The organism is Leptothrix ochracea L12 (genome assembly GCF_000262525.1).
Genome location: NZ_JH660677.1, coordinates 1 through 19,149, shown reverse-complemented (window position 1 = coordinate 19,149; position 19,149 = coordinate 1). Strand labels below are relative to the sequence as shown.

The following is a 19,149-nucleotide window of genomic DNA, read 5'->3' as shown; positions in this document are numbered from 1 at the left end:
CCGCGACCGACGATGTCGAAGGATTGCAGCAGCGGCACACCGGCTTTGAGCATGGCAGCAAACTGGCGGGTGAACACCGCAATTTCGGCCGACTTGATCGAACTGCCGCCTGAGGATCGGCGCTTTTTGATCTTCGTGACCATGATCCCTTGGCGCCGCAAGCTGGCGCTGATCATGGCTTCGCCACCGCCAGACATCTCGCCGCGCACGATCCGACCCCCCCGGTCTTTACCCTCCCACTGGAAGATCAAATCCTTGGTTTTGGCTTTCTTTGCCGGGGTTGTTTTTGCCGCTGTCGCCATATGCCTTGAATCCCGTTATTGGTTGGTACAGCCGATCACTTCTTCAAGGGTGGTGGCACCCGACCGCACTTTGACCAATCCGGAGGTCCGCAGATCGCGCACGCCATCCAGAGCGGCTTGCTTGGCGATGTCCACCGCCGTGCCTTGGGTCAGGATGATGCGCTGGATGTCTTCGGAAATGGGCATCACCTGATAGATCCCCACCCGACCTCGGTAACCGTTGTTGCACGATGAGCAGCCGATGGCTTTGTAGGGCTTCCACGATCCGTCGAGTTCTTCGGCTTTGAATCCGGCGCGGATCAAGGCTTCTTTGGGGTAGTCGGCCGGAGCTTTGCAGTTTTCGCAAAGGCGTCGTGCCAGCCGCTGGGCGGTGATCAAGATGATGCTCGACGCGATGTTGAACGGGGCCACGCCCATGTTCTGCAGCCGAGTCAGCGTGGTCGGGGCATCGTTGGTGTGCAGGGTCGAGAGCACCATGTGGCCGGTTTGGGCCGCTTTGATGGCGATATCGGCGGTTTCCAAGTCCCGGATTTCGCCCACCATGATGATGTCGGGATCTTGGCGCAGGAAGGACTTCAGTGCTGCGGAGAAAGTCAGGCCGGCTTTGTCGTTGACGTTGACTTGGTTGATGCCAGGCAAGTTGATTTCGGCCGGATCTTCCACGGTCGAGATGTTGATGCCGGGCTGATTCAAGATGTTCAAGCAGGTGTATAGCGACACCGTTTTACCCGAGCCCGTCGGGCCCGTGACCAGCACCATGCCGTAAGGACGTTGGATACAGACCATCAGGCGGTCTTTTTCTTCCTTCTCGTAGCCCAACGCTTCGATCCCGAGCTTGGCGGAGGACGAATCAAGCACCCGGATCACGATCTTCTCGCCGAACAAAGTAGGCAAGGTGCTGACGCGGAAGTCGATCGACTTGGTGCCGAACTTCAACTTCATCCGACCATCTTGGGGCACGCGCTTTTCAGCGATGTCCATGCGCGAGATCACCTTGATGCGTGAGGCCAGCTTGTCCTTGATGGCTATCGGTGGCTGCACGATCTCGCGCAACTCGCCATCCACCCGGAAACGCACCCGGTAATGCAGTTCATAGGGCTCGAAGTGCAAATCAGAGGCGCGCAGATTGATGGCATCGACCAGCATTTTTTGCAGGAAGCGCACCACGGGGGTGTCGTCCGCCTCATTGGCTTCTTCTTCCGGCTTGGCATTCGGGTCTTGCTCTTCGACGTCAAAGTCGAAGTCACTGCCCACCATCGACTCCAGCGCCTCGCTGGTCGAGGTGCTCATCGTTCCGAGCAGTTTGGCCAGTTTGTCGTGCTCGACCAAGATCCACTCAGGGGTGAGCTGGGTAGCGAACTTGATGCGGTCGATCACATCTTGGGCGGTGGGGTCGGCGCCACCGATGAAGATGCGGTTGCCCCGTTTGCCCAAAGCAACGACTTGGCACTCGCTCAAAGTGCGCGTATCCACCAAGTTGGGTGGGATCTTGCGCATGTCGATCGCCGCCAGATCGACCAAGGGAATGGCCAATGTGGATGACAGCGCATGCGCCAAGTCGGATGCCGAAATGACGCCTGCCGTGATCACGGCGGAAACGAAGGTACGCCGCTGCTCACGCGCACTGCGCGTCAGTTCCTCGGCGGTCTTCTGATTCAATTTGCCCGCGTTGACCAGAACGCGCGCAATGCCAGCCAAATTGGCGGAGGAGGGGTCGAGGACGTTTTCAGCCACTGCAGCTCGATGGAATGAACGGGACGATGAAAGCAACGGATGATCCTTGATCCCGGCCGAGAAGTAAATCACGTTGCCAAGCAAGGACGCAATGTAAGGACGGTTTCTTCACCTGATCTTCAGTCGAGCACCTGAAATCTGGCTTATGTCCGGTTTTGCAACGCCTCGTAGCATCTTGTCGTTTGGTGGCAACGGGCTTTTTGCCTGGGTGACTTGAAAAGCTTGCAAGCGCCTCCAAGTTCTGAGCCGATGCCTTGGGCTTTCGCCCGGTCTTTTTGATCCCTTTCGACCATGACCAAACAAACGCTCTCCTTCCAAGCCGAAGTCAAGCAACTGCTGCATCTCGTCACGCACTCGCTTTACTCCAACAAGGAAATCTTCCTGCGCGAGCTGGTGTCCAACGCCTCCGATGCCTGCGACAAGCTGCGCTTTGAGGCGCTGAACAACAATGCTTTGTTCGAAGACGCGCCCAACCTTGCGGTGCGGGTCAGTTTCGACAAGCAAGCTCGGCGCCTCATCATCAGCGACAACGGTATTGGCTTATCCGCCCAAGAAGCCATTGATCACCTCGGCACCATCGCCAAGAGTGGGACCAAGGAGTTCATGGGCAAGCTCGAAGGTGCGCAGGCCAAGGATGCCAACCTGATCGGCCAGTTTGGCGTGGGTTTTTATTCGGGCTATATCGTGGCTGATCGCATCACTGTCGAGTCGCGTCGCGCTGGTTTATCTGCCGACCAAGGCGTGCGCTGGAGCAGCGAGGGTACGGGGGACTTTGAAGTCGAGACCATCAGCCGCGAAGCACGTGGTACCGATGTGATCTTGCATTTGCGTGACGATGAAGATGAGTTCCTCAGCACTTGGAAGCTGAAGTCCATCATCAGCAAGTACTCGGATCACCTCTCGTTGCCGGTGTTGATGCGCAAGGAGCATTGGGACGCCGAAAAGAGCGAAAACGTCATCACCGACGAATGGGAGTCGGTCAACAAGGCCGCTGCGATCTGGGCGCGTTCGAAGTCGGACATCACTGACGCTGAGTACAAGGCGTTTTACGAACAGCTCACCTACGACCAAAGCGCCCCTCTGGCCTACACGCATAACCGTGTGGAAGGCCGCAGCGAATACACCCAGCTGCTCTACATCCCGGCCAAGGCTGGCACGACGCCTTTGCGAAAACTGCAAAGCTCCGGCCGACTACCCCAAAGAAGCCTTGATCCGCGCCGGATTCAAAGCCGAAGAACTCGACGGATCGTGGAAGCCCTACAAAGCCATCGGCTGCTCATCGTGCAACAACGGTTACCGAGGTCGGGTGGGGATCTATCAGGTGATGCCCATTTCCGAAGACATCCAGCGCATCATCCTGACCCAAGGCACGGCGGTGGACATCGCCAAGCAAGCCGCTCTGGATGGCGTGCGCGATCTGCGGACCTCCGGATTGGTCAAAGTGCGGTCGGGTGCCACCACCCTTGAAGAAGTGATCGGCTGTACCAACCAATAACGGGATTCAAGGCATATGGCGACAGCGGCAAAAACAACCCCGGCAAAGAAAGCCAAAACCAAGGATTTGATCTTCCAGTGGGAGGGTAAAGACCGGGGGGGTCGGATCGTGCGCGGCGAGATGTCTGGCGGTGGCGAAGCCATGATCAGCGCCAGCTTGCGGCGCCAAGGGATCATGGTCACGAAGATCAAAAAGCGCCGATCCTCAGGCGGCAGTTCGATCAAGTCGGCCGAAATTGCGGTGTTCACCCGCCAGTTTGCTGCCATGCTCAAAGCCGGTGTGCCGCTGCTGCAATCCTTCGACATCGTCGGTCGCGGCAGCGCCAACCCACGCATGACCAAAATGTTGGCCGACATTCGTGCCGATATCGAAACCGGCTCCAGCCTCTCGGAAGCCTTTCGCAAGTACCCCCTGCTGTTCGATTCGCTCTATTGCAACCTGATCGAAGCGGGCGAAGCCGCCGGTATTCTTGAAGCGCTGCTCGACCGGCTGGCGATCTACCAAGAAAAACGCAAGAACTCAAATCCAAGATCAAATCCGCGCTGACCTACCCCATCGCTGTGCTGGTGGTGGCCTTTGTGGTGGTGGCGGTGATCATGATCAAGGTGGTGCCCTCTTTCAAAGAGGTGTTCACCAGCTTCGGCGCCGAACTCCCCGGCCCGACCTTGGTGGTCATGGCGATGTCCGAATTCTTCGTGTCGTACTGGTATCTGATCTTCGGCTCCATTGGCGGTGTGGGCTACTTCGCCTTCCAAAGCTGGCGCCGTTCACCCAAGATCCAGTTGCTGGTGGACCGCGCCATGCTAAAGCTGCCGATCTTCGGTGTCGTGGTTTACAAAGCCACCGTCGCGCGCTGGACCCGCACACTCTCCACCATGTTCTCAGCCGGCGTGCCCTTGGTTGAAGCCTTGGACTCGGTGGGGGGGGCCTCCGGTAACGGCGTTTTCACCATCGCTACCGAGCAAATACAGCGCGATGTCTCCAGTGGTGTTGCGTTGACCTCCGCCATGCAGACCAGCAACCTCTTCCCACCGATGGTGCTGCAAATGGCCGCCATCGGCGAAGAGTCTGGCTCGCTGGACCAAATGCTGTCCAAGGTGGCCGATTTCTACGAAAGCGAAGTCGATGAGGCCGTGAAGGGCCTGTCGAGCCTGATGGAGCCGATCATCATCGTGGTGTTGGGCTCCATCATCGGCGGCATCGTCGTGGCGATGTATCTGCCCATCTTCAAGATCGGTCAGGTGGTCTGATTTCATGGCCGAATTTCCTCTGTTTTGGCTCTTGCACCCGGCGTGCCTTGCGCTACTGGGCCTGATGATCGGCAGCTTCCTGAACGTGGTTATTCATCGGCTACCAATCATGCTTCAGCGCAGTTGGTGGGCCGATGTGCAGGCCCAATTGGCCGATACCGAGAGCTGTCAAACGATCTTCGGTGCCCAAGCACCCACCCGCCCAAGCAATTTAGCCGCTCAAGCACTCGACAAGGCCTTGCAAACCTTGTCACCGTTGGATCTGGCCGTCCCAGGTTCGCGATGCCCACGCTGCGGTCATGCTCTGGCGTGGTGGGAAAACATCCCGGTGATCAGTTGGTTGATCCTGCGCGGCCGATGCAAGAACTGTGCGGCCCCCATCTCGATGCGCTATCCCGGCGTAGAGATCGCCAACGCGGCCTTGTTTGCCGCGATGGGTGTACGTTTTGGCACCGAGCCGGTGACGCTGCTTTGGTGCTTGGTCGGCGCTGTGCTGCTGACGGCTGCGCTGATCGACTGGGACACCACCCTCTTGCCCAATGGTTTGACTCAACCGCTGCTTTGGCTCGGGCTGATCGCTGCGGCCATGGGGTGGACCTTGCCGCTCAGCACCGCTTTGTGGGGCGCTGTGGCGGGGTACTTGAGCCTATGGAGCGTGACTTGGTTGTTCAAGCTCGCCACCGGCAAGGTCGGCATGGGCGAAGGTGACTTCAAACTGCTGGCAGCACTGGGCGCATGGACCGGGGCGTCGATGATTCTGCCCATCGTGCTCGCGGCCTCGCTGGTCGGAGCCGTGGTCGGTTTGGGTATGAAAGCCACGGGGCAGTTGCGCGAAGGCGTGTACGTCCCCTTTGGCCCCTTTCTCGCAGGCGGCGGCTTGGTGGTGATTCTGGCCGGTCCGGCGCGGGTACTGGGCTGGATGGGATGGGCCTGAACTGCTCGCGCTGGGGGCTGACTGGCGGTATCGCCAGCGGCAAGAGTTCGGTCGCGACGGCTTTGCAGCGCCGAGGGGCCCTGATCGTTGATACCGATCGCATCGCTCACACCCTGACGGCACCCGGCGGGGCCGCGATTCCAGCTTTGGCGGCGACGTTTGGTTCTCACACCATCACGGCCGAAGGCGCGCTTGATCGCCAGCACATGCGCACGCTTGTTTTTGCTGATTCGTCACAACGACAACGCCTCGAACACATCCTGCACCCGTTGATCGAACTTGAGGCTGAACGTCAAGCAACCCTTGCACACGCCAATCAGCCGGTGGTCTTTGATGTGCCTTTGCTGGTCGAGACTGGGCGCTGGCGAGCCCGCGTGAAGCGCATCTTGGTGGTCGATTGCCCGCAGGAACTTCAACGCGCGCGCATCCGCCAGCGCAACGGCTGGGACGAAGCCACCATCGACCGCATTTTGGCCCATCAAGCCACCCGCCAACAACGCCGAGCCTGCGCCGATGCCGTGATCGTCAACGATGGCGACAACATGAGCGCCTTAGATGCCAGTGTTGGCACACTTTGGGACGTTTGGTGCAACTCGGTGAACCCTGCCAACGTCTTGCTATGAAACAATTCGGCCCTTGAGCCGGAGGCCCTTGCCTTGATCCTTTACGAATACCCTTTCAACGAAAGCACCCGCACCATGCTGCGGCTCGAACACTTGTTCGAGCGCCTTGACGTGCTGGTTGCCCGCGATGCCCCGGTCGATCACCATTTCGCCTTGGCCACCCTGTTCGAGATCATGGATGTCTCGTCAAGGGTGGACCTCAAGAACGACCTTTTGGGTGATCTGGAGCGTCAACGCGCCACGCTGATCAGCTATCGCGGTAACCCCGCCATCTCGGAAAACGCCCTCGAACAAGCCATTACTCTGGTTGAATCCGCCAGCCAAGCGCTGCGCGGCACGGTCGGCAAAGCCGGCCACGCGCTCACTGCCAATGAATGGCTGATGAGTATTCGCAGCCGCATCAACATCCCCGGCGGCACCTGCGAATTCGATCTACCGGCTTACTACGCTTGGCAACAGGAAAGTCCAGCCAAGCGCCGCAGCGATCTGGAAGGCTGGATCAGTGTGCTGCGCCCGCTGTCGGATGGCTTGGATGTCAGCCTCGGTTTACTGCGCGATGCGGGCAGTGCCCAAAACGTCATGGCACGCAACGGCCAGTTCCAGCACAACCTGAGCGCTGGACGCAGCTATCAGTTGCTGCGGCTGCGCATCGACCCCAGCCTGAAACTCGTGCCCGAGATCAGCGGCCACCGGCTGATGGTGTCGATCCGGCTGATGCGCGCGGACGCCGAAGGTCGCCTGCGGGCCGTGCCCGAAGACGCACCGCTCGAAATCACGCTCTGCGCCTGAGCCTTCACCCACAACACAACCCAACCTACCCACGCTCCTCGGCGAGCCACTCCAGCACCGGCCACGTGCCGGGCAGGACGGGCTCGACCGTGACCGGCAAGCTCTGCCACGCCATGGTCTGGCCTTCACGCATCTCGAAAGCGCCGGTCCAGTCGTCGATCTTGCAAAAATGCAGCCGCACCCGGGCGTGGCTGTAGTCCATCAGCTGCACCTTCCACGGATGCACCTTGCCCACGGTGATGCCGATTTCTTCGTGCAGCTCGCGCCGCAAGGCTTGCTCGACGGTTTCACCGGGCTCGAACTTGCCACCGGGGAACTCCCAGTAGCCGGCCCAAACCTTGCCGGGCGGGCGGGTGGTGAGCAGAAAGCGCACCTCTTGGCCCTCGGCGTCACGCTCAATCAACACGCCCACCGCCACATCGACCGGCACCCGGCCTTCGCGGGCCTCGTCCTCGGTGACCCGCCGGGCCTCGGAAGGCCTCACCGTTGATTCACTCGGCACGTTGCTCATGACGCCCCGCGTAATCCTTGGCGAACTGAAACGCCACTCGGCCCGAACGCGAACCGCGCTCCAAGGCCCAAATCAGGGCTTGCTGCCGCGCCGCGCTGATCGCCGTCTCGCTGATCTCGAAAGAACGCAGCCACTGCGCCACGATGCTGAGGTACTCGTTTTGCGAGAACGGATAGAAACTGACCCACAGACCAAAACGCTCTGAAAGGGAAATCTTTTCCTCGATCGCCTCGCCGGGATGCAACTCGCCGTTCTCGTCGTGCTTGGCCGAGAGGTTGTCTTTCATGTGCTCGGGCAGCAGGTGACGGCGGTTCGAGGTCGCGCAAACCAGCACGTTGTCACTGGCTTGGGCGATGGAGCCGTCCAAGATCGATTTGAGCGCCTTGTAGCCCGACTCACCGTCGTCAAAACTGAGGTCATCGGCAAAAAGGATGAAACGCTGCGGCAAGCCGGCAATCTGATCCACGATGTCGGGCAGATCGACCAGATCGGCCTTGTCCACCTCGATCAAGCGCAACCCTTCGGGGGCCCATTCGTTCAAGCACGCCTTGATGAGCGAGCTCTTGCCCGTGCCCCGTGCGCCGGTCAGCAGCACGTTGTTGGCCGGCAAACCTTGCACAAACTGGTGCAAATTGCGTCTCAGGCGTTCCTTTTGCGGCTCGACTTCTTGCAGATCAGCCAGTCGGATCGGTGCCAGATGCCGCACAGGCTCCAACGAGCCGACAACACCGCGCTTGCGCCAGCGACAGGCCACCACGGTGGACCAATCGGGGACCGGTGCGGCGGCCGGTAGCGTGGCCTCAAAACGCGCCAGCACCGTCTCAGCACGAGCGATCAGAGCCAACAAAGCGGGCGATAAGGTTGACGATGAATTCAAAGCACCATCCATGACAAGACCAAATCCAAATGTTCAGTCGGGCTGCGTTTGAAACCCGAGCGGGCAAAACGCTGTAAACGCCCCATGGCAAAACCAGCCATCATCGAGGCACGAGCGCTCACCCCCACCGGCGGCGGTGCGCTGTCTTGCTCGTCCTGCACACCCCGCAGGCATTGCCGCAACTGCGCTTCCACCCGATCAAAAAACTGATTCATACGCACTTGCAGCCGCTCGTGCTCAAACACCAAAGCGTCGCCTGCCATGACGCGCGTCATGCCGGGGTTTTTCTCCGCAAATTGCAACAGCAAGGCCACCACCCGCGCGGCCTGTGCGGGCTGAGTGCCCTCGCGTTCCAACACTTGGTTGATGAGCGTGAAGACGCTGTTTTCGATGAACTCAATCAGTCCCTCGAACATCTGCGCTTTGCTGGAGAAATGGCGATACAAGGCCGCTTCGCTGACCCCCAAGCGGGCGGCCAACGCTGCTGTGGTGATGCGTTGTTCAGCACCGGGTTGTTCCAGCATCGCTGCCAAGGTCTGGAGGATTTGCTCGCGCCGCTCACCGGGTTTAAGTCGTTTACGCACCGGCACAGCGCCAGCGCGTTCGGGGTCTGCCGCAATGACATCTTCAGGGGTGAGTTCAGACATCAGATGAGGGCCAACAATCGTTGAAAAGTGCGGATTTTGTCACACACATAGGCCGGCTTTCGCCGCATTCGTGCGCTTATCTGGGGGGATGTGGTTTTGGCTTGGGTCAACCAGCGCTGCATCCACACCGTGCGCATGCCTACCCGCCGCGCGGCTTTTTGGTGCACCAAGGTGTCTTCCACCAAGACACACTGTCCAGCCTTCACCCCCAAGCGGGCCACCAGAGCCCGCAACATGCGAGCGTCGGGCTTGGGCCGCAGGTGACCAAACATACGCATCTGTTCGATGCTGATCACCGCTTCAAACTGATGCCTCAACCCCAAGAACCGCAGCACCCGCTCAGCGTAGTGGGCGGGTGCATTGGTGACGATGAACTTGCGGCCTGGCAAACGCCGCAGAGCAGCCACGTCGTGCGGGTGGCTGTGCAAGCGTCGCTCCAACCCCGGAAGTCGATGGGTCTCTTCAAGAAAAGAATGCGCCGGCACCCCGTGATGCCGCATCAAGCCCAACAACGTGGCTCCATAACGCTGCCAGTAATGGGTTCGTAGATGCTGGGCTTGGACTTCATCCACCCCCAGTTCGCGGACGATGAAATCCGTCATCGCTCGATTGATCCCACCAAACGCCGCATGTGAAGCGTTATGCAGGGTGTCATCAAGGTCAAAGAGCCAAACAAGAGAGCGATTCGGCATGGTGGAGCATGGTGTGATCGTCAGATAATGCGCCACGCTCAAATGTGGCCTAAGTGGCCTAAGCCCCAGAGATTCAAGACCAAACAAAAACTGCCGAGGAATATTCGTGATGTCCATGACGGGTGGTGACCCATCCTCGCTCTTGCGATTCCCGCCAGATCATGGGGATCATGATCATGCCGCCTTGGTCTTGGCCTCGGTACGTACTCGGGCTCACCTTCGAGGCATGCTGCTGGAAGTCTCCATCGAGCAGTCCTTTCGCAACACCTCGGCGCAAACCCTGCGCATCAGCCCGTCGTTTTTACTGCCTGATCATGCCGTGCTGCTTGGGCTGGATGCGATCTTGGCCAACCGGCAACACTTGCGCGCGCAAATTGCCGACAAGCACACCGCCAGCTTTCAACAAATCGCCTACACCCCCGTGGGCAGCCCCAACGACGATGACCCCATCGACGTGTTGCTCGAGAGCAATTTGGATGGCAGCTACACCCTGCATCTGGGCGAGTTGGCACCCGGTGAGATGTGTCTCATCACCGTGCGCTACGGCCAGACCCCGCGCTACGAGCACGGTGCGCTGTATCTGACCATCCCCGCCACGCTCGGCCCCCACCGTTTCAGCACCCCACGGGATGCCCCCCAAGGGGACGAAAATTTCGACTTGGCCATCGATATCTATGGCAATTGGGCCGAGGCCACCATCAGCTCGCCCACCCATCCATCGATGCAACTCAGCCAAGGCGACCAAGCCCCTGACGCCTCCCAGCGTATTCGGGTCAGCTTGTCGCGGCGCAACACGCTGGAGCGCGATTTCGCGCTGGTGATCAGCGACATCGCACAAGAAGCCATGAGCATGGCTTGGTACGAGCACGACCCGATCCAAACCGATCAGGTGGTGGCGATGCTGGCCTTCCAACCCGATCTGCCAGCGCGACAAGACCCGCTGGCGCTGAAGATTTTGGTGGACTGCTCCAGCGCCATGTCCCCAGAAAGCATCCGCACCGCCCGACGACTGCAACAAGGATTGATTGCCCTGCTCACCCCCGAGGACCGCTTCAGCCTGTCGCGCTTTGGGGCCACGGTGGAACACCATGCCGGGCCGCTTTGGCCCGCCAACGAGGCCTGCAAGCTGGCCGCCCGTCACTGGTCGCACGATCTCAGCCCACGCATGGGCCCCCCGGATCTGCAAGCCGCATTGCAGTCAACCTTTGAACAAACCATTCAGGGCTCACGCGCGGACATTTTGCTGATCACCCAAGCGCAGAACAGCGACCTCGCGGCGGCCTTGCTCACCGCCAAACAAGGGCCGCAGCGCATTTTTGTGATCTGCATCGGCCCGCCCGCCTCCACCCACGCCCAAACTTTGATCCGCCAAGTCGCGGAGGTCAGTGGGGGCATTTTTGATCAGGTGATCAGCGGCCAAACCCTCGAAGCCACGGAAGCAGCAGAAACCTCGATCGAGCGCTTGCTGCACCGTCTGCGCAGCGAACAACGCTTCGGTTTGACCTTGCAGTGGCCCGAAGGCATCACGCCGAAATGGCAGTCCACCATGCCGCATTCGATCTTCGACGGCGACACCGTGCTGGTGCATGCCGTCTTGGATCAACGCCCTCAAGGCAAGGTACGCCTGCTGGGCTATGGCAGAACCCGCACCGATGAAGAGCGTCCCCTGTGGCAGCGCATGCTGACCGTGGTTCGGGGCTCCTTGGGGGCGATCCGGGAACAGGGGATGAACGGTTGGCGCGGTTTGCTCCACCCACGCCACCACCGCTGGCAAGAGACCTTGCACAGCATCGCCACCCTTTCTGCCACCTTCAGCAGCGCCGAGCACCCCGGCCCCCCACCGGTGCGCCCGGCAGCCACTGAATTAGCCCGCATGGTGGCGGCAGCGCGCTATCAAGAACAGCAGCAGCCTGCGTTGGCGGTGCAATACCAACTGACCACGCGATCGACCTACCTGATCTTGGTGCACCCCCACGAGGACGCTCACCAAGCCCTGAACCGCCCGCCCACCTTCAAACTACGCCAACAACGCATGGCCCCGCTGCCACCCAAGCTCAACCAGCCCACGGTCGCGCAAGCCACGCCACAGCGCCAAGAACCGATCTTCGCCGCCCAAGCCACGGTGGCCGAGACCCGCCTCCCGATCCGCCCCTTGAGCCCGTGGGAGTTCAGCCGAGTGTTCGAACAGCGCCAGCCCAACGACTGGCCCACCACCCTCCAAGGCCTGCGCGACATGGGCTTGGGCAAAGGCGTGATCACTTGGTTGGTCTGCCATCTCTCCGAAGGCCCCGCAGGCGACATCGACGTGGCCGCCGGCATCCACGCCTTCCTCACCTTCTTCGCCCACCCCCTCACCCGCCAAGCCCTCCACCAAGGCCACGCCATCCCGGCGACCCACCCCTTACGCCAACACCCCGACCCCCGCCTCGCCCGCATGAGCCACGACTTCTCCGGCATGACGGGAGAAAACTGGCCGGCGCTTTGAGTGCGCTGGTGATATGAGCGGCTGACCAAGAACACGATTGCGTATCGTCCGTCAGCACACCTACAATACACATCATATTAACTTTATGTACACATCATGCGCACAAACATCGTGATTGACGACAAGCTCATGGCCGATGCCATGCGATTGACGGGCTTGAAGACCAAGAAGGAAGCCGTTGAACTTGGCCTTCGCACGCTCTTGCGCCTTCGCCAGCAAGAAGAAATCCGGCAATTCCGAGGCAAGCTCGACTGGCAAGGTGACCTTGCCGCGATGAGGACGGACAAGTGATTTTTGTTGATTCAAGCGTCTGGATCGACTACTTCCGTGGAACGGTGACCCCACAGACAGAACGCCTAGATGCACTGCTGGGCAATGAGCCTGTTTGCGTAGGTGATCTGGTCTTGGCTGAAGTACTTCAAGGATTCAACACGGACCGAGAATTCAACCAAGCCAGAAAGCTCTTGACCTCGCTTGAACTTATCGAGCTTGGCGGGCAAGAAATGGCGATTCAAGCAGCCCGCAACTTTCGAACGCTTCGCCAATTAGGCGTCACGGTTCGCAAAACCATTGATACCCTCATTGCAACGGCATGCATTGAGAAAGATCTGCCCCTGCTCTACAGCGACCGTGATTTCGACCCCTTCATCGAGCACCTTGGCCTGCGTTCAGCACTGATACCCGACTGATTGTCGGTGGGTTTCCCGTGCGTATAGATTGAGTCCGAAGAAGCTTCTTCCGGCTGACAGGAGAAAACTGGCCGGTGCTTTGAGTGCGTGACCAAGCACCCGCACACCTTGAACACCCATCATGCGAACAAACATTGCGATTGACGACAAGCTCATGGCTGATGTCCTGCGATTATTAACCAGGCAATTAGAAGCTTGAATTAGGCCGCATACCGAATAGATGCAGAAAGAAAATAACGCTTGATTCTCCCCGGCATCGAACAAAGCCGATCCATGAAACGCTCAGCCATGGCCTTCAACATCGTCTTGTCCCGTACCGCAGGGCGAAGCCGCAACTCCGTCTTGAGATCCCGGTTCAGCCATTCGTCCGGGTTGGCCTCTGGCGAATACGGGGGCAAATAGTGCAGCTCAATCCGGTCTTGGCGCTCCTCAACCCACTGCCTCACCTGCTTGGCATGATGAACCCGCAGGTTGTCCACGATCAGGAACACCTTGCTGTGCGCATCCTCGATCAACCCTTGCAAGAAATCGATGAACCGCTCGCTCTGGATCGCTCCGTCATGCATACGAAACCGCACCAGCCCTTGATTGGTGACGGCCGAGATCATCGTGATGCTGTCCCAACGGGCCCAGTGCAGCAACTCCGGCGTCTGCCCGCTCGGTGCGTAGCCTCGAATCCAGGCGGTGTCTTGCCGAATCGCCGTCTCATCGGCCCAGTAGATCGTGCCGCCCTGTGTCTTGGCCCGTCGAACGATGTCCGGGTACGTCTCGCTCGTCCACGCTGCCAGCGCGGTCTCGTCTTGTTCTCGCGCCCGCCGCGCTGGTCTCTGAGGTGTCATGCCCCAGCGCATCAGGTATTCACCCACGGTTCGGATCGGCATGTCGAGGTCGAACTTGGCACGGATGAGTTCTTGGACCGCCCGCCGGGTCCACAGCGCATACGCCAGCCCATGCGTATCGGGCCGGTCTTGAACAATCCACTGCCGCAGCAGCGCTTCATCGTCACCGCACAGCGTGCGGTGCTCTCCTTGCATGCGTCCCCGGTGGAGCGAAGCCACAGCCTCAGGCTTGAATCCCTCTGTCCCCAATTGGTAGCGTCGTGCCCAGACCATCATGGCCCCAAGGCTGACGCCAACGATCAAGGCGATGTCTTTCCACGTTCGCCCATCCAGCCGCAGGCGATGGGCTTGGGTGCGCAGCAGTTGCAGGTTTTCTTCGGAGAGGTGGCGGGCGTCGAGCTTGGTCATAATCAATGATAACGTATATTATTGCCTAGTTAATAACCGGCTTGAAAACCAAAAAGAAGCCGTCGAACTTGGCCTTCACCAGCAAGAAGAAATGCGACGGTTCAGAGGCAAACTTGACGGGCAAGGCGACCCTGATGCGATGAGGACAGACCAGTAATTCTCCGCAAGCCACCCGCAACTTTCGAATACTCAACTAACGGGACATCACGGTTATACAAGTTCATTCCTGGCAACCATCGCTATACTCTTGAAGTCAGACTCACGAATAATTCTAAGTTGGTGACCCTCAGCAACGAGTTGCTCAGCCTTTCGCTGCTTTGAGCTTTTCTCATGGCCAGCCAGCTTTTTGATATCTTGATCACCAACCACTAAAAGTGTGGTCTTTTTGTCACGCCGGAAGCAACTTGATATCCGATGCTAGCGGCCAAATCAGCCGCTTCGCTTCTCGGCAATTCGAGGGCACCTGTAAATACAAGAATCTCTCCGTAAAAATCACCTTCCGGATTTCCATCTCGCTGAATGGCTAGTCCAGAGGAAGAGCTCTTCGGATCAATAGGTTGATTTACTCGTCGAAGCCAATAATCAATGTCTTTTTGCGACTCGCGTAAGGCTGCAAGCAAGACAAAACCTGCGGCCTTTGCATCTTCTAGAGCATCGTGATGCTGAAAATCGTACCCAATCTTGCGGCAGACATTCGCGAGGCAGTAATCCCTCCACGCAAGATCTTTCCATGTACGTCGAACAACTCGCGCTGAATCGAGCCACGTTGTGGCTATCGGTCTCAAGTTGTATTTACCAAAAGCCCGGCCAAGAGCGATTCGATCGAAGTGTGTATGGCAGACGGCAACCTTACCATCAAGCGCTGAACGAAGGCGATCTGCAAGATCCAGAATATTGGGACATCCTTTAATAGTTTGAGGGCCGATTCCGTGGATAGATATATTTACCTCATCAAAATAATCTTCAGGATCTACCAGCGCTACCCACTCATTAACGATTTCACCATCAATAAATTCCGCAAGACCTATTTGACAAATAGATCCCATATCAGGATTCGCAGTCTCAACATCAATAGCAATAAATTGCATGACACCGCTCCTCTATTTAATAACTACGCCTCAGCATACTTCGAAAAATCACTTGTAAATGAGACCGCCACGCCTGTGGCAGCACAAGTCAAAGTGATATCCACGCTTCTATCAATATTCAAATCATCAGCCCGAAGCCCTTGCCACATCGCAAGGTAATGAAGCGAACCAAACTTCTGCTTCTTCTTTGTCGCCCTTTCGACACCACCCTTCCAAGGCAGAACGACAAGCTGCCCAGAAATCGCTTTTTCCGCAAGCAATGGGTCTTCGAGTCGTTTCTCACGCCCACGTTCCCAACATGCGATCAAGCCGCCATCTTCACCACTCCATCGCTCATCCCAACTGAGAACACTGCGAATGGGCTCTGATACTGATCGTTGTATTTTCATTTGAGGCCAGTTTCAACAAATCGTTTGCTGGATGCACAACCAATCGCGTTTGTGATCCTCCCTAGGGCGTGATCGTAAGTGATCACCCCCCCTGAAGGACCGCTTTTGATGGGTTGGAACAGGCCCTCAACGCGCCCGAATCATCGTCCCGAAGGCTTGGTCGGTGAGGATTTCGAGGAGGAGGACGTGGGGGACGCGGTCGTCGATGATGTGGACGGCGTTGACGCCGCATTTGGCGGCGTCGATGGCACCGGCGAGCTTGGGCAGCATGCCACCGCTGATGGTGCCGTCGGCCACCAACTCATCAATGCGGCGTGAGGTCAGATCGGTCAGCAGTTGGCCTTGCTTGTCGAGCACGCCGCTGATGTTGGTCAGCATCAAGAGCTTCTCGGCCTTCAAGACTTCAGCCAGCTTAGACGCCACCAAATCGGCGTTGATGTTGTAGCTCTCGTTGTGCTCGCCAAAGCCAATCGGGCTGATCACGGGGATGAAAGCGTCGTCTTGCAGCGCCTTGACCACGGCCGGATCGATGGAGTCGATCTCGCCGACTTGGCCCACGTCGTATTCCTTGGTGGGATCGTCCTTGTCGAGCAACTTCATCTTGCGGGCGCGTACCAAGCCACCGTCACGCCCGGTCAGGCCCACGGCCTTGCCGCCGGCGTGGTTGATCAGGCCGACGATGTCTTGCTGCACTTCGCCGGCCAAAACCCACTCGACCACGCCCATGGTTTCGGCGTCGGTCACGCGCATGCCCTGAATAAAGGTGCCCTTCTTGCCAATGCGCGCCAGCGCTTCGTCGATCTGCGGGCCGCCGCCGTGGACCACGATCGGGTTGATGCCAACCAATTTCAGCAACACCACGTCTTCGGCAAACGCCGCTTGCAACGCCGGGTCGGTCATGGCGTTGCCGCCGTACTTGATGACCATGGTCTTGCCGTGGAACTTGCGGATGTACGGCAAAGCCTGGGCGAGGATTTCGGCCTTGTCGCGAACGGCAATGTGCGACAGGTCAAGGGGCGTGTGGGACATGAACAACTCCGTGATTTGAATCGGCGAAACAGGCGGGGATTCTAGGCAAGAGCGCAATGCTGCGTAGAATCGCCCCCGTCATGTCACGCCGACCGATTCACCCCGCCTTCGCGTTTTTGCGTCTGCTGCGCTGCACCCTGTGGGTGCTGATCGCACTGCTGCCGCTGCGTGGCTGGGCGGTGGCCGGGATGGGCATCGAGTCGCTCAAAACGGTGGCGGCTCACACGCTGATGAATACGATGACGGCCGCTGACGACGAGGCTTTACCGCCCTGTCACCAGCATCACAACGACAACACGCAGGCCGAGACTCAGACCCACTGCGCGCACTGCACCTTGTGCCACGCCGCCAGCGCCCCGCCGCTGCCGATAACTTCAACCGCTGAAGAACCCCGCTCCAGCCATGTGATGTCGGCCCACGTGCCGACCGGCCACGCCCAACAAGGCTGGTCCGCTCTAGAACGCCCGCCGCGCGCCTAACCATTTCCCGTTGGCCCTGAGAAAAGTCGTGCGCTGCCCCGCTGGGCACCGCGCTGCATCGTCCAGGCTCTTCCACGTCGTTTTGACGGAAATGTTTCATGCTTACGCCGATCTCTCCCATCCTGCGCCGCGCTTTGGCGCTGACGTCGCTCGCCTGCACCGCCTTCATCACCCTTGGCACCGCCGTGAGTGCCCATGCCGAACCCGTCAAGGGCGAGGTGATCAAGGTCATGGCCAGCCAGCAAAAACTCACCCTGCGCCATGAGGCCATCCCCTCGCTCGACATGCCCCCCATGACGATGAACTACCGCGTTGCCAAGCCGGAGCTGCTCAGCAGCGTCAAGGCGGGCGACAAGGTGATCTTTGAAGCCGAAGACCGCCAAGGCAACTTCATCGTCACCCAGCTCAAGGTGCAGCCATGAACGTTCACCGGCCCAGATATCCCCTCAAAACGCTGCTCATCACCGCCTTGCTGAGTGCGTGGTGCATGGGTGTCCGGGCCGGTGACACGCCGCCGCTGACTGCGACCTCTGCATCCCAAGCGGCGTCGGCATCGACCTTGGGTGCGCAGGTGGACGAGCTGCTGCGCTTTGCCCGTGAGCGCAACCCGGAAGCCCTCAGCCTCCAGCAAGAAGCGCTCACGGCTTCCGCACGGGTCGAATCCGCCGGGGCCTTGCCCGACCCCCGACTGCGAACTGAACTGATGGACGTGACTCAAGGGGGACAACAAAGCCCCACCATCTCCCCCAGCCGGGTGGGCAGCACACGCTACACCTTGATGCAAGACGTGCCGTGGTTTGGCAAGCGCGACTTGCGGCGCGACATCGCGGAGCAAGACGCCAAAAGCGCCCACAGCCGGGCGCAGGGCACGTGGTCCGAGGTGGCGGCCAAGATCAAAACCACCTACGCGCAGCAGTACGTGCTTGCGAAAAACGAAAGCCTGACGCGCGAGATCCTGGCCCTCCTCGCCAGGCTGGAAAAGCTGGCGCAGACCCGCTATGCCAGCGGTTTGGCCGGCCAACAAGACGTGATCCGAGCGCAGGTGGAACAAAGCCTGATGCAAGGCGAGCTGATCGGCGTGGAAACCGAGCGGCATCACATGCACGCCCGCATGAACGCGCTGCTGGGCCGCCCGAGCAACGCGGCGCTGGCTGAGCCCCAAGGACTGCGGCCCTTGCCCAGCAACGAACAACTCGATCAGACCCGCTTGGAAGAGCGCATCCAAGCCCACAACCCGCAACTGCTGACGGAGGACGCCCGGCTCCAAGGGGCCGAGAAGAGCCGTGAGCTGGCCTACAAAAACCGCTACCCCGATGTCACCTTCGGCATCGTGCCCAACCAGGTGCAGAACTCGATCAAGCAGTGGGACTTGATGATCGAGCTGAACATCCCCTTGCAGCAAAGCAGCCGCCGCAGCCAAGAAAGCGAGGCCGAAGCGATGCTCACAGTGGCAAGAACGCGGCGGGAAGCCACGCGCAACCAAGTGTCGGCCGACTTGGCCGAGAACATCGCGGGGCTCGACGCCGCACGCCGCCTCGAAGCGCTGGCTGCGCAAAGCCTGCTGCCCCAAGCCGAGCTGAGTTTCAAGTCGGCCTTGGCGGGCTACGAAAACGGCAAAGGCGATTTCGCCAGCTTGCTCGACGCCCAGCGACAAATTCGCCAAGCACGCCAAAGCCAGATCAAAGCCCAAGCCGAAGCCCAAGCGCGGCTGGCCGATATCGAACGCATCCTCGGAGAAGATCTATGACAGCTCGCACCACAGCTCGCACCACCAAGATGGGGATGGGGATCGTGGCCGCTTTGCTGGCTGCCAGCGTGTACGGCGTCGGTTACTGGATGGGCCACCGGCAGGCCCCCGCCAACGCCGACCATGAAGCCGCCGCGCCAGC

General features: G+C 59.4%; 19 protein-coding genes and 4 pseudogenes. 13 read left to right on the top strand and 10 right to left on the bottom strand.

Going from position 1 to position 19,149, the window contains the following annotated elements:
- Both LEPOCDRAFT_RS01245 and pilB read right to left on the bottom strand, forming a co-directional pair.
- Positions 1 to 302 (bottom strand): annotated as a pseudogene (locus LEPOCDRAFT_RS01245) (type II secretion system F family protein); the annotation flags it as partial.
- Between the two features lie 15 nt (positions 303 to 317).
- Positions 318 to 2,036: a type IV-A pilus assembly ATPase PilB gene (gene pilB, locus LEPOCDRAFT_RS01240; protein ID WP_009453377.1), complete on the bottom strand. Its 1,719-nt coding sequence runs from the start codon at positions 2,034 to 2,036 to the stop codon at positions 318 to 320.
- Between the two features lie 291 nt (positions 2,037 to 2,327).
- On the opposite strand from pilB, the pseudogene htpG reads away from it, so the two are divergent.
- The 6 genes and pseudogenes from htpG to zapD all read left to right on the top strand — a co-directional run.
- Positions 2,328 to 3,188: pseudogene (gene htpG, locus LEPOCDRAFT_RS01235) on the top strand (molecular chaperone HtpG); the annotation flags it as partial.
- Positions 3,181 to 3,531: pseudogene (locus tag LEPOCDRAFT_RS03065) on the top strand (ATPase, T2SS/T4P/T4SS family); the annotation flags it as partial. The pseudogenes htpG and LEPOCDRAFT_RS03065, both read left to right, overlap by 8 nt.
- 15 nt (positions 3,532 to 3,546) lie before the next feature.
- Positions 3,547 to 4,781 (top strand): annotated as a pseudogene (locus tag LEPOCDRAFT_RS01230) (type II secretion system F family protein).
- Positions 4,782 to 4,785: 4 nt separating this feature from the next.
- Entirely contained in the window at positions 4,786 to 5,715 is a 930-nt protein-coding gene (locus LEPOCDRAFT_RS01225) for a prepilin peptidase (protein ID WP_009453373.1), read from the top strand.
- On the top strand, positions 5,706 to 6,338 hold the full coding sequence (gene coaE, locus LEPOCDRAFT_RS01220) for a dephospho-CoA kinase (protein ID WP_009453372.1): 633 nt from the start codon (positions 5,706 to 5,708) through the stop codon (positions 6,336 to 6,338). Before LEPOCDRAFT_RS01225 ends, coaE begins: the two co-directional genes overlap by 10 nt.
- A gap of 33 nt (positions 6,339 to 6,371) precedes the next feature.
- Complete coding sequence (gene zapD, locus LEPOCDRAFT_RS01215; RefSeq protein WP_009453371.1) at positions 6,372 to 7,127, top strand: cell division protein ZapD; 756 nt, start codon at positions 6,372 to 6,374, stop codon at positions 7,125 to 7,127.
- A gap of 25 nt (positions 7,128 to 7,152) precedes the next feature.
- Here the strand turns inward: zapD and LEPOCDRAFT_RS01210 are convergent, their stop codons facing one another.
- From LEPOCDRAFT_RS01210 to LEPOCDRAFT_RS01195, 4 genes are read right to left on the bottom strand one after another with little or no spacing between them, the layout of a single operon-like run.
- The gene (locus LEPOCDRAFT_RS01210; RefSeq protein WP_009453370.1) at positions 7,153 to 7,638 is read right to left on the bottom strand and encodes an NUDIX domain-containing protein; all 486 of its coding nucleotides are present in this window, start codon (positions 7,636 to 7,638) and stop codon (positions 7,153 to 7,155) included.
- Positions 7,619 to 8,527, bottom strand: a complete 909-nt coding sequence (locus LEPOCDRAFT_RS01205; protein ID WP_009453369.1) for an ATP-binding protein — start codon at positions 8,525 to 8,527, stop codon at positions 7,619 to 7,621. Before LEPOCDRAFT_RS01205 ends, LEPOCDRAFT_RS01210 begins: the two co-directional genes overlap by 20 nt.
- Complete coding sequence (gene slmA, locus LEPOCDRAFT_RS01200; protein WP_009453368.1) at positions 8,512 to 9,162, bottom strand: nucleoid occlusion factor SlmA; 651 nt, start codon at positions 9,160 to 9,162, stop codon at positions 8,512 to 8,514. Before slmA ends, LEPOCDRAFT_RS01205 begins: the two co-directional genes overlap by 16 nt.
- Complete coding sequence (locus LEPOCDRAFT_RS01195) at positions 9,162 to 9,854, bottom strand: pyrimidine 5'-nucleotidase (RefSeq protein WP_009453367.1); 693 nt, start codon at positions 9,852 to 9,854, stop codon at positions 9,162 to 9,164. The genes slmA and LEPOCDRAFT_RS01195 overlap by 1 nt, the downstream gene beginning before the upstream one ends.
- 109 nt (positions 9,855 to 9,963) lie before the next feature.
- On the opposite strand from LEPOCDRAFT_RS01195, the gene LEPOCDRAFT_RS03025 reads away from it, so the two are divergent.
- From LEPOCDRAFT_RS03025 to LEPOCDRAFT_RS03060, 4 genes are all read left to right on the top strand, one after another.
- On the top strand, positions 9,964 to 12,339 hold the full coding sequence (locus LEPOCDRAFT_RS03025) for a VIT and vWA domain-containing protein (RefSeq protein WP_009453366.1): 2,376 nt from the start codon (positions 9,964 to 9,966) through the stop codon (positions 12,337 to 12,339).
- Positions 12,340 to 12,435: 96 nt separating this feature from the next.
- Positions 12,436 to 12,630: a type II toxin-antitoxin system VapB family antitoxin gene (locus LEPOCDRAFT_RS01185; protein ID WP_009453365.1), complete on the top strand. Its 195-nt coding sequence runs from the start codon at positions 12,436 to 12,438 to the stop codon at positions 12,628 to 12,630.
- On the top strand, positions 12,627 to 13,028 hold the full coding sequence (gene vapC / locus LEPOCDRAFT_RS01180) for a type II toxin-antitoxin system VapC family toxin (protein WP_009453364.1): 402 nt from the start codon (positions 12,627 to 12,629) through the stop codon (positions 13,026 to 13,028). Before LEPOCDRAFT_RS01185 ends, vapC begins: the two co-directional genes overlap by 4 nt.
- Positions 13,029 to 13,149: 121 nt before the next feature.
- Positions 13,150 to 13,227 carry a type II toxin-antitoxin system VapB family antitoxin gene (locus LEPOCDRAFT_RS03060; protein WP_083834358.1) on the top strand — a complete coding sequence of 26 codons (78 nt, stop codon included), beginning with the start codon at positions 13,150 to 13,152 and terminating at the stop codon, positions 13,225 to 13,227.
- A 1-nt stretch (position 13,228) separates the two neighbouring features.
- On the opposite strand, the gene LEPOCDRAFT_RS01175 is transcribed toward LEPOCDRAFT_RS03060, so the two are convergent.
- From LEPOCDRAFT_RS01175 to argB, 4 genes are all read right to left on the bottom strand, one after another.
- Complete coding sequence (locus tag LEPOCDRAFT_RS01175) at positions 13,229 to 14,275, bottom strand: IS630 family transposase (RefSeq protein ID WP_009453362.1); 1,047 nt, start codon at positions 14,273 to 14,275, stop codon at positions 13,229 to 13,231.
- A gap of 368 nt (positions 14,276 to 14,643) precedes the next feature.
- A complete protein-coding gene (locus LEPOCDRAFT_RS01170) occupies positions 14,644 to 15,363 on the bottom strand; it encodes an exonuclease domain-containing protein (protein ID WP_009453361.1) in 720 nt (239 codons plus the stop codon).
- 23 nt (positions 15,364 to 15,386) lie between these two features.
- Entirely contained in the window at positions 15,387 to 15,752 is a 366-nt protein-coding gene (locus LEPOCDRAFT_RS01165; protein WP_043909667.1) for a hypothetical protein, read from the bottom strand.
- Between the two features lie 126 nt (positions 15,753 to 15,878).
- A complete protein-coding gene (gene argB / locus LEPOCDRAFT_RS01160; protein ID WP_009453360.1) occupies positions 15,879 to 16,781 on the bottom strand; it encodes an acetylglutamate kinase in 903 nt (300 codons plus the stop codon).
- A gap of 56 nt (positions 16,782 to 16,837) precedes the next feature.
- On the opposite strand from argB, the gene LEPOCDRAFT_RS01155 reads away from it, so the two are divergent.
- From LEPOCDRAFT_RS01155 to LEPOCDRAFT_RS01145, 3 genes are all read left to right on the top strand, one after another.
- Positions 16,838 to 17,260 (top strand): hypothetical protein, encoded by a 423-nt coding sequence (locus LEPOCDRAFT_RS01155; protein WP_009453359.1) that lies wholly within the window; start codon positions 16,838 to 16,840, stop codon positions 17,258 to 17,260.
- A 98-nt stretch (positions 17,261 to 17,358) separates the two neighbouring features.
- Positions 17,359 to 17,682 (top strand): copper-binding protein, encoded by a 324-nt coding sequence (locus LEPOCDRAFT_RS01150; protein WP_009453358.1) that lies wholly within the window; start codon positions 17,359 to 17,361, stop codon positions 17,680 to 17,682.
- Positions 17,679 to 19,007, top strand: coding sequence for a TolC family protein (locus LEPOCDRAFT_RS01145; RefSeq protein WP_009453357.1), 1,329 nt, complete (start codon positions 17,679 to 17,681; stop codon positions 19,005 to 19,007). Before LEPOCDRAFT_RS01150 ends, LEPOCDRAFT_RS01145 begins: the two co-directional genes overlap by 4 nt.
- Positions 19,008 to 19,149 lie beyond the last annotated feature (142 nt).